Source organism: Fulvivirga sp., from assembly GCF_040220315.1.
In the GTDB taxonomy this organism is placed as follows: domain Bacteria; phylum Bacteroidota; class Bacteroidia; order Cytophagales; family Cyclobacteriaceae; genus Fulvivirga.
Window position 1 is genome coordinate 1 of sequence record NZ_JAVJUY010000144.1, and the last position, 10,072, is coordinate 10,072.

Genomic DNA, 10,072 nt, shown 5'->3' on the forward strand with positions numbered 1-10,072 from the left:
CACATCTGTAAAAAAATCATTAGTAGCGTTTTAGAAATCAGCCAAAAGATACCCCATAATGTGGCAGAAACACTCCCAATACTTCCGCTGGTCCAATTAGCCAACTCTATTGTACCGATATTAGGAAGTGGAGTAGCCCACCCACCAAAAAACAGCACTACCCCTAACATGCTTACAAGGAGCATCATACCGTATTCGGCAAGCATTATAATACTCCACCTAAAACCTGAATATTCGGTATGAAAACCTGCCACAAGCTCCGATTCAGCTTCAGGTAAATCAAAAGGTGCCCTATTCGACTCCGCCAAAGAAGAAATGAAATAAATTACCCAAACACCAAAAAGCAGAGGCATACGAACTACATTCCAGGAGAGAATGCCGCCTATATCTGTTACTTCGACTCCTAAGAATTTTATACCAAACAGATAATTCGTTGATTCCGCCCATATACTCTGTTGTAAATTAATTTCCTGTAAGTTTAATGATTGAGCTATCACCAAAACACATAATACACTTAATGTAAGAGGCACTTCGTAGGCAATAATCTGTGCCGCAGATCTAATAGATCCCAACAAAGAATATTTGTTGTTTGAGGACCATCCGGCCATGATGATTCCGATAACATCAAGTGAGACAATGGCCATTAGAAAAAATACTCCTGTTTCTGCCATAGACCCCGCCCAATTTGGTGCTAATGGAATGAAAGCAAATGCCGTAAAAACTACAATAAAAATTAGAACAGGTGCTACCAAGAAGAGGGCTCTGCTGGCTGCTTTTGGAACAATGTCTTCTTTCTGTAAGAGCTTTAATAAGTCTGCAATAGTCTGTAGTATGCCATAAGGGCCTACTTCCATAGGGCCATACCTATCCTGAATGAAGGCAGATATCTTTCTCTCTGCGTAAACCGCAAACACAACGAAAATGAGTAAGAATGGAAGTGCAAATAGAAAAGTGGACATCTACCCGGTTTACATTTAGTGATTAAAGTGACAAAAAATTATCATTAAACCTAATTCTAACCCCAAAGTATGTACCTTTCCAGTTTCACTCGCTCTTTGAAAAATATCTTTGTTGATGCTTCGAAAGAATCTGTATAGTCAGAAACAAGAAAATGGTCTTCTTCCACATGTTTGTCATTTAATAAATTAGCCTCGATCAAATAATTTTTAAGGTACGCGGCCGTAACTTCAGAACTATCAAGAATATCAACCTTGTTATTGTAAAATTTGTTTATCTGATCTTTCACCAAAGGATAATGCGTGCAACCTAATACCAGGGCCGAGATATTTTGAAGGTCTTTATTTTGGAGATATTTTTCAATGATCTCGTAACTAATCTTATTGTTAAAAAACCCTTCTTCAATCATGGGCACTAACAGCGGTGTAGGTATCGATTCTAAACTAATATTTTTTTTAAGAGCTTTTACTTTTTTACCATACACATTAGAAGTTACAGTTCTTTTTGTACCGATAAGTCCTACCTTCTTGCCTTCGTAATTATCCTTCAAATGATTTACCATCGGGTCTATCACATTAATTACTTTAGCACGTGTGCCCGTATATTCTTTGAGCAATTCGTAAGCGGCACTACTAGCCGAGTTACAGGCAATTACTATTACTTTACAGCCTTTGTTTAATAGTACATCAGCTATTTTAATACTGTATGCCTGAACAGCTGCCTCAGATTTATCACCGTAAGGTAAATGTGCGGTATCGCCAAAGTAGATAAGTGATTCCCGTGGCAGCGCTGCCCTTATAGCATGAGCTACCGTAAGCCCGCCTATGCCGCTATCAAAAATTCCTACTGGACTATTTTTATCTACATTCATTCTTTAAATAGTAATGCCTATATCCTCTCAGACAACCAAATCTATTGAAATAGTACCATAAGAATGGCGCCAACTATTTATTTTTTCTAAATTGTCATTTCGTTCAAAGGTTGGCAGAATATTTCAATGAAAAAAAGACAAATTCTTGAAGAGGAGTTTAATGATATGCTCCGGGATCATGAGTTGATGGTTAAGTTTCGTGGAGATAACGAATTAACTATTATCGGTGCACCTACCAATAATTTTATTTCGAGAATGTTACTTTCGTTTAGTGGAGTCGCACTAGTTTCTTACTGCCTGATACTTGGTGCTCAACAAGGAAATACCGTGGTAATTGGCGGGGCACTGCTCGGTCTTATTTTTACTGCCACGCCATTTTTAAGCTTCTATTCAAAAAAACATTTTAAAGTTCTGTTCTCTCGCCAAACCAAGCAGATTAATATTATAAGTAATGCCACCGGACCTTACAGACGAATAGACTTTTCAAATATTGACGGCTTTAAATTTAAGCGTGTTGAGGTAGATGATTTTGTAAGCCCGGATATTGAAATTCCTGTTACTTACAATTATACATTTTCTGCACTAACTGAAGGAAAAGAAATAGACCTGTTTGCCATTGATTCAAAGGATAAAACAATAGAAGGATTTACTAACAAATTCGGTGGGTTTATCAAGGGATTTACCGAGAAGCCTGTGAAAGTCTGATTACTTCCTTCAGGCTAAAATAATTTCGTATTATTGCCATTCAATTAAAATTCTAGAAATGGGTAACAACTTATTAAAAGGAAAAAAGGGTATCATATTTGGGGCGCTGAACAAAGATTCTATCGCCTGGAAAACCGCACTACAGGCACATGAGGACGGTGCCGAGTTTGTTTTGACCAACGCGCCAATTGCTATGCGGATGGGTGAAATTAATGAACTTGCTAAAATATGTAATGCGGAAGTAATTCCAGCAGATGCTACTTCGATTGAGGATTTAACTAATCTTTTCGAGAAATCAATGGAGATTTTAGGAGGCAAGTTAGACTTTGTACTTCATTCAATTGGCATGAGCCCTAACGTAAGAAAAGGAAGGGATTATGGCGACCTAAATTATGATTGGTTTTTAAAAACATTGGACATATCAGGATTATCTTTTCATAAAGTGCTTCAAACAGCTGAAAAAACTGGCGCCATGAACGAATGGGGTTCAATATTAGCCCTAACGTATATTGCTGCACAGAGAACCTTCCCAGATTATGGCGATATGGCTCAAGCCAAAGCCGTATTGGAATCTATTGCGAGAAGTTATGGTTCCAGGTTTGCAAAAATTAATAAAGTACGAGTGAATACCATATCGCAATCGCCAACCATGACAACAGCCGGAAGCGGTGTTGGTGGGTTTGATGTATTCTTAGATTATGCAGATAAGTTATCACCACTTGGAAATGCTAGTGCCGAAGATTGTGCTAAGTACATTGTTATGATGTTCTCTGACTATACAAGAATGGTAACCATGCAAAATTTAATGCATGATGGTGGTTTCTCTTCATCGGGCATAACTGATGAAATTATTGGTGAAATGACAAAATAACATTTCGACCAATTAAGAAACTGTCTTAAATTTTTCAATTTGTCATTCTGAACTCAATTCAGAATCCCTTCGTGATGCAGCGTACAAACCGCAGGGATTCCAAATCAAGTTTGGAATGACATTTAGTTTTATATCCAGCAATTCGTATGGTAGTTTTTCCAAATGCTAAAATTAATCTGGGACTCAACATCACTTCTAAAAGAGAAGACGGCTATCATACTATTGAATCTTGCTTCTACCCTGTTGAGTTATCTGATATACTTGAAATTATCCCATCGAAAAAACTAGCATTTTCTTATTCCGGGATTACAATTCCTGGTGATGCGAAAAGTAATCTGTGCTTAAAGGCTTACCATTTACTAAAAGCTGACTTTGATATTGATCCTGTGCAAATTCATTTGCACAAAATCATTCCCATTGGGGCAGGCTTGGGTGGTGGATCATCGGATGCATCGTTTACATTAAAAGTTCTCAATGAAATTTTTGAACTCGCTATTTCTGATGATAAGCTTGAGCAATATGCATCAAAATTAGGAAGTGACTGCCCCTTTTTTGTAAGGAACAAGCCTGTTTTAGCAGCAGGTACCGGCACTGAATTTAGTGACATTTCAATTGACCTGACTGATTATGAAATTAAACTTGAGTATCCAGACATTCATATAGGTACAGCCGAAGCTTATGCCGGAGTAACTCCAAAAACACCTAATCAGCGTATTGAAGATATAATCAAGAAACCTATTAAAGATTGGAAGAACCAGTTACATAATGATTTTGAAGACTCCATTTTCCCTAATCACCCAGCAATTAAAGCATTGAAAGATAGCTTTTACTTACAAGGAGCAATCTATTCCAGCATGACAGGTTCAGGTTCGGCCGTGTATGGGATTTTTAGTAAATAGTCAACATATTTCCTCTATTCGTTTCCACCACAACAGAATCACTATTCAATAATTTATCTAACCCGAAAAAATAATCGCAATGATTTTGAAAAAGGTCTTTTGGTTTCATTCCATTAACTGATTTAAGTGTATCGCCTAGCTCAATAGAGGAGTTCTCCTCAACTCTGCTTACTACCCATAAATCATCGTTGAGAATTGCAGGTATGAAGGTATGGTCTGGCGCACACTTCACTTCTGACCTGTTTTTTAAGTAAATTTTATTATTGTCATTATCAATCGATACATCAAAATGCTCTAGCACATCATTTCCCAAGAGCATCTTACTATTGGCTGAAAAATGAACGGGGATTGTAAAAATATCCTTACCTAACGCTACAGGAAGCTCTTTAATCACAATTGTATCTTTTCTCATTCCATAGATTCCGGAAGTTGATTGATCAATTAAAGTTTTGCCTTTTACATTAAACTTGGCAGCGTATTTGGCAGGAAGAATTAAGCCTCCATTGTATCCTAAATCAAGTAATACATCTTTAATTAACACATCTCCTATTTTTATTTGTATCAGCGGTGTGCCAGAAAGTAATGGCCTTTCAAAATCAAGAGATGAGTACTCCTCTGGGTGCTGAATGGGTTTTGTAGTTATTCTTATTTGCTTTGCATCAAAATCAAATTGCCAATTCACCAACTTAATAAGATTAGCACCAATAATGCCATTTTCAGCGATACAAGGACTGAATGATTCTTTAGCGAATTCTAATTCACCTGCGCCTATATTGTAGAATGTCGCCTGACCAATGGTAATAGAATCTATTCCAACAACTTCTATCTGTTTGGTATTTCCGTTGGAGTCTGAGTTTTCTTTTATCGCACTGGTTTCAAAACCAAGTTCGTCTGAAAGCGATTTTGCAATTTTTGAATTAAAAGCACCTGTATCAAAGATAAACTCACGCGCATTTTCTTCATTGCGTATTTGAGCATTGACAACAATAATCCCTTTTTTGTAAGTGAAGGGCACTTTGCAGTCGATGTGCTTTGCTGCGCTACCACGCACTAGCAAGTTCACATTTTTAACATAGTTGCATGAAGTAAGTAAAAGTATGCACGCACCTACCAGATAATTGTTAATCCTTTTCATTAATACTCTTTAATTGTTGACTGCGAAATTGAATCAATTTAAAAATAAACCCATGAAAAACACCTTTCAAGTGATTAAAAGGAGTTCTGTGGTATAAAGGGGAAGGTACTGGTGCTCGTTTTTACCTTAAGTTATCCAAAGGCAAGGCTTTTCTTTTATAGTACCTGTTGAGTATTGGATAAATGAGGACAGAGATAAGGATGATTACTGTACCCACGTAAAAGCCAGGTTTCATCTGTTCCTTTTCACCAAAAATAATGACGGCCAGAATAATACCATAAACAGGCTCGAGGTTTACCGTAAGGTTGACCACAAAAGCTGACACTCTTTTCATAATCTCAACAGAAACAGAAAACGCATATACTGTGCAAATAACAGCCAATATAAATAACCACAACCAATCCATAGAAGTAGGTATTAATTGCAACCCTTCAAGAGCAAAGTAGTAGGTATAAAATGGAAAGAAAAGCGCAGTACCTAAACATGCACCAGCCATTTCGTAAAAAGTAATCATATATGGGTTGTGCCTAACAGTAAGCTTACCATTAATCACAGAAAACAGTGCTGATAAAAAAGCAGAAACCACAGCCATGAATAAACCCAATGCATGATTGAATTCAAACCTAAAAATCACATAAAGGCCGGCAATGACAATTAAGCCGAGTACAACTTCGAAAGCCTTTATTCTTTTTTTGTTCATCAAAGGCTCCAAAAAGCTAGTCCATAAGGAGCAAGTTGCCATGCCCGCCAAACACACTGAGGCCGTTGAAACACGAGCTGCTGCAAAGAATAATATCCAGTGAGCAGCGATGATAAAGCCGGTTCCTAAAATTTTGTAGGCTTCTCTTCTTCCAATTCTAAAACTTACCTTGCTGTACACCAGTAATCCCCAAAGTACTAGGGCTGCAATGAGCGTTCTGTAGAAAACAATTTCAACTGATGGTATAGTAATTAACAAGCCCAGAATGGCTGTAAACCCCCATATCCATACTATAAAGTGCAGTTTTATGTAGTCTGTAGTAGTCTGTGTCAACGCGGAACGTATTTGTACATGAGTAATGAGATACCGCCAAATACGATGTTGGGTATCCAAACAGAAATGGCAGGATGCATACCACCTGCCTCGGCAATACTTTTACTCATAATGAAGAACAGTATATATAAAAACGAAAGCAAGAAGCCCAAGGCGATTTGGAAACCAGTTCCTCCCCGGCTTTTTCTTGCCGAAACAATAACCCCCATAAATGTGAGTATCAATACTGCAAAAGGTGAGGTAAAACGCGTATACTTTTCAACCTGATAAAACTCTACATTACCAGCACCTCTAAGGGTGAGTTTATCTATTTCCTCATTGAGTTCAGGGATTGTCATGGCTTCGTAATTCTTCTCCAGGTTTTCAAACTCACTTGGGTGAATTGCCAAGGTTGTATCCATGGTAGTGCCTTTCTCAATTTCCTCTTCAGATCCATTGAAAATGTGCCTGCTCCAATTTGTCAACGTCCACTTTTGTTTTTCTTTATCCCAGGTAATTCTGCTTGAACTCAACTTCTCAAGAAGCTTAGTGCTATCCATCAGTTCCAATGTAAAATTATAGCCTACATCAGCTTGATTATTATAACTTCTTATATACAAGTACTTACCCTTTGCCACCTGCATGTGAATGTTGGTTTTATCAAAGTAATACCTACTTTTTAGGTATTGTATTTCAAACTCACGTTTGGTTTTATTTGAATCGGGGATAATCCATCCCGTGAGCACGAAACTTACCAGAGCTATAATTGTAGAGCCAATTAAATAGGGTACTAACATTCGCCTGAAAGAAACCCCGCTGCTTAGGATAGCTACAATTTCTGTGCGTCCTGCCAATTTGGAGGTTATAAAAACGGTGGCAATAAAAACTGTGAGCGGTGTGATGAAGTTGGCTATCCATGGAATGAAATCCATATAATACCCAACTATTTGCCCTGTTGTCAATTCAGCCTTCACAAATTTTTCAGTTTTCTCGGTAATATCAATCACCAGAATAACCGAGCATATTATAAGCACTGTAAATATGAATGCCCCTAAAAACTGTTTTAATATGTACCTGTCTAGTAATTTCATTATAGTCTGTTGCTCACCTTTTTCACCATGTCGTTCTTCCAATCAATAAAGGTGCCGTTTATTATATGCTCTCGCGCCTGGCCAACCAACCAAAGGTAAAAAGTAAGGTTATGAATACTAGCAATTTGTCCACCTAACATTTCCTTACTGGTAATCAAGTGCCTTAAATAGGCCTTCGAATAAAATGTATCTACATATCCGCCAAGATTAGGATCAATAGGAGAAAAATCATCTTCCCATTTTTTATTTTTTATATTAATGATACCTTCTGAAGTGTACAATATGCCGTGACGTGCATTCCTTGTAGGCATAACGCAATCAAACATATCGATACCCAATGTAATGCATTCTAAGATATTTGCAGGAGTGCCAACCCCCATCAAGTACCTCGGTTTATCTTTCGGTAAAATATCGCAAACCAGATCGGTCATTTCATACATCATTTCTGCGGGCTCGCCTACCGACAAGCCACCTATAGCATTCCCTTCTCGGCCAAATGATGCAATGGACTCGGCAGATTGAACGCGTAAATCTTTATACGTACTGCCCTGAACTATTGGAAAAAGTGTCTGACTATAGCCGTATAACCCTTCGGTAGCATCAAATCGATCACAGCAACGCTTGAGCCAGCGGTGTGTCATATGCATCGATTCTTCAGCATACTTGTAATCGCAAGGATAAGGGGTGCATTCATCAAACGCCATGATAATATCCGCGCCAATGGTTCGCTGTATGTCCATCACGTTTTCAGGTGTAAATACATGCTTTGAGCCATCAATGTGCGACTGAAACGTAACACCTTCTTCTTTAATCTTTCTTGTTCCTGCTAATGAATATACCTGATAACCACCACTATCGGTTAAAATGGGTCTATCCCAGCCATTGAATTTATGCAAACCGCCAGCCTGTTGAATAATGTCCAGCCCTGGTCTTAAATAAAGATGATAGGTGTTTCCTAAAATTATTTGAGCAGAAATATCTTCTTTTAACTCCCTTTGATGCACAGCTTTGACCGAACCCACTGTTCCCACAGGCATAAAAATAGGTGTGGCTATTTCGCCATGGTCTGTAGTAATTTTTCCTGCCCTGGCTTTGCTGCCTTTATCTTGTGTTTGTAATTGAAAATCCATTGGCTATAAAAACAGCGCAAAGTTAATGGATTAAAGCAAAGTAGACTTACGAATTTTAGATTATGGAAATTACTTTCAGATGTGAATAATCGCCATATATTTGCCACCTTTAATTTGATACTTATCCTAGTTTAATGATCGACACGTTTGTACTTATTTTTATTGCCTTATCTACCATTCAGGCACTTTTTTATGGACTTTTTTTAATTAAAATCACATCATTCAAAAAAAACACGGCAGTTTATAACGAAGGTGTTTCTGTAGTTATCGCCACAAAAAATGGGATGCCTCACCTTGTTCAATTACTTGAAAGCCTGGTAAAGCAGGAGTACGCAGCATTTGAAATTATAGTGGTAAACGATAGATCTTCAGATGAAACCAAAGACTATCTGCTGGAAGCTGTAAAACAATACCAAAACCTTAAGGTGGTAACAGTTGAGCATAAGCCTAACAATATGGACGGTAAAAAGTATGCGCTCACGTTAGGCATAAAAGCTGCCAAGTACAATAACATATTACTCACTGATAATGACTGCCTACCCGCAAGTAACCAATGGATAAAAGAAATGGCTTCCGGGTTTGGGCAACATCAAACACAGATAGTTGTTGGGGTGAGCCTTTACGAAAGTAAGCCCGGTCTGCTAAACTCATTCATTCAATACGAATCTTTATGGACAGCCATACAGTATGTTAGTTTTCAACTATTTGGTATGCCTTATATGGGTGTGGGTAGAAACCTGGCTTACAAAAGAGAACTCTTTCTTACTAAAAAGGGCTTTTCCGGTTATATGGAAAGAACGGGTGGTGATGACGACCTTTTTGTAAATAAGCACGCTACAAAGTCTAATACTTCACTCGTTATAGGTGAAGGAAGTTTGGTTTATTCAATTCCTAAAAGCTCGTGGAGAGCATTTTTTAATCAGAAACTAAGGCATATTTCTGTTGGAAAACTATATAGAATCAAACATAAAATTGTGCTTAGTATACTTAGCCTTACGCATATTTCCTTTTGGTTAAGCTTTTTAATGGTTATGGTATACAACCCATTGAATTACATTGTTTTAAGTTGTTTCACAATCCGAACCTTGTTGCTCTACCTTACGTTTAGAAGTGGAAGCCATAAATTCGGCAAAACTTTCAGCATGTGGGGTTTGCTGTTTTTAGATTTTATATTTGTCTTTTACTATCTTTCCACCGGGTTAAGGGCAATTTTTACTAAAAAAGTTCGATGGAGTTAAAAAAACAGTTTTCTGATAAGGCCTTAGAAGATTTTAAGTTAATTGATCAGGCTGTAAAAGAAGGCGATGAACAGGCATATGCCATGCTCATGGATAGATACAAACGTCCGGTTTATCACATGGTACTTAAAATGGTGCGCAATGTAGATGATGCCGAAGTCCT

General features: G+C 37.7%; 10 protein-coding genes and 1 pseudogene. 5 read left to right on the forward strand and 6 right to left on the reverse strand.

All coding sequences use genetic code 11. The features are described from left to right. Both RLO81_RS06605 and murI read right to left on the reverse strand, forming a co-directional pair. Positions 1-959: complex I subunit 1/NuoH family protein (locus RLO81_RS06605; protein WP_350108988.1), on the reverse strand; the 959-nt coding region annotated here is incomplete at its 3' end. Between the two features lie 56 nt (positions 960-1,015). Further along, a complete protein-coding gene (gene murI, locus RLO81_RS06610; protein ID WP_350108991.1) occupies positions 1,016-1,828 on the reverse strand; it encodes a glutamate racemase in 813 nt (270 codons plus the stop codon). Between the two features lie 126 nt (positions 1,829-1,954). Between murI and RLO81_RS06615 the strand changes: the two genes are divergently transcribed. The 3 genes from RLO81_RS06615 (at position 1,955) to ispE (ending at position 4,303) form a co-directional block, all read left to right on the forward strand. Next, positions 1,955-2,533 (forward strand): hypothetical protein, encoded by a 579-nt coding sequence (locus RLO81_RS06615; protein WP_350108994.1) that lies wholly within the window; start codon positions 1,955-1,957, stop codon positions 2,531-2,533. 58 nt (positions 2,534-2,591) lie between these two features. After that, complete coding sequence (locus RLO81_RS06620) at positions 2,592-3,404, forward strand: enoyl-ACP reductase FabI (RefSeq protein WP_350108997.1); 813 nt, start codon at positions 2,592-2,594, stop codon at positions 3,402-3,404. 146 nt (positions 3,405-3,550) lie between these two features. Then, positions 3,551-4,303: a 4-(cytidine 5'-diphospho)-2-C-methyl-D-erythritol kinase gene (gene ispE, locus RLO81_RS06625; protein ID WP_350108998.1), complete on the forward strand. Its 753-nt coding sequence runs from the start codon at positions 3,551-3,553 to the stop codon at positions 4,301-4,303. On the opposite strand, the gene RLO81_RS06630 is transcribed toward ispE, so the two are convergent. The 4 genes from RLO81_RS06630 to tgt form a co-directional block, all read right to left on the reverse strand. Beyond that, on the reverse strand, positions 4,293-5,438 hold the full coding sequence (locus RLO81_RS06630) for an aspartyl protease family protein (RefSeq protein ID WP_350109000.1): 1,146 nt from the start codon (positions 5,436-5,438) through the stop codon (positions 4,293-4,295). The two genes, ispE and RLO81_RS06630, sit on opposite strands and share 11 nt — an antisense overlap. A gap of 121 nt (positions 5,439-5,559) precedes the next feature. Beyond that, entirely contained in the window at positions 5,560-6,471 is a 912-nt protein-coding gene (locus RLO81_RS06635; protein ID WP_350109003.1) for a DMT family transporter, read from the reverse strand. Next, complete coding sequence (locus RLO81_RS06640) at positions 6,468-7,541, reverse strand: LptF/LptG family permease (RefSeq protein WP_350109006.1); 1,074 nt, start codon at positions 7,539-7,541, stop codon at positions 6,468-6,470. The genes RLO81_RS06635 and RLO81_RS06640 overlap by 4 nt, the downstream gene beginning before the upstream one ends. After that, the gene (gene tgt / locus RLO81_RS06645) at positions 7,541-8,671 is read right to left on the reverse strand and encodes a tRNA guanosine(34) transglycosylase Tgt (RefSeq protein ID WP_350109009.1); all 1,131 of its coding nucleotides are present in this window, start codon (positions 8,669-8,671) and stop codon (positions 7,541-7,543) included. Before tgt ends, RLO81_RS06640 begins: the two co-directional genes overlap by 1 nt. Positions 8,672-8,805: 134 nt before the next feature. Here tgt and RLO81_RS06650 point away from each other — a divergent pair, with 134 nt between their 5' ends. Both RLO81_RS06650 and RLO81_RS06655 read left to right on the forward strand, forming a co-directional pair. Next, positions 8,806-9,909 carry a glycosyltransferase gene (locus RLO81_RS06650; protein WP_350109012.1) on the forward strand — a complete coding sequence of 368 codons (1,104 nt, stop codon included), beginning with the start codon at positions 8,806-8,808 and terminating at the stop codon, positions 9,907-9,909. Beyond that, positions 9,900-10,072: pseudogene (locus RLO81_RS06655) on the forward strand (RNA polymerase subunit sigma-24); the annotation flags it as partial. The gene RLO81_RS06650 and the pseudogene RLO81_RS06655, both read left to right, overlap by 10 nt.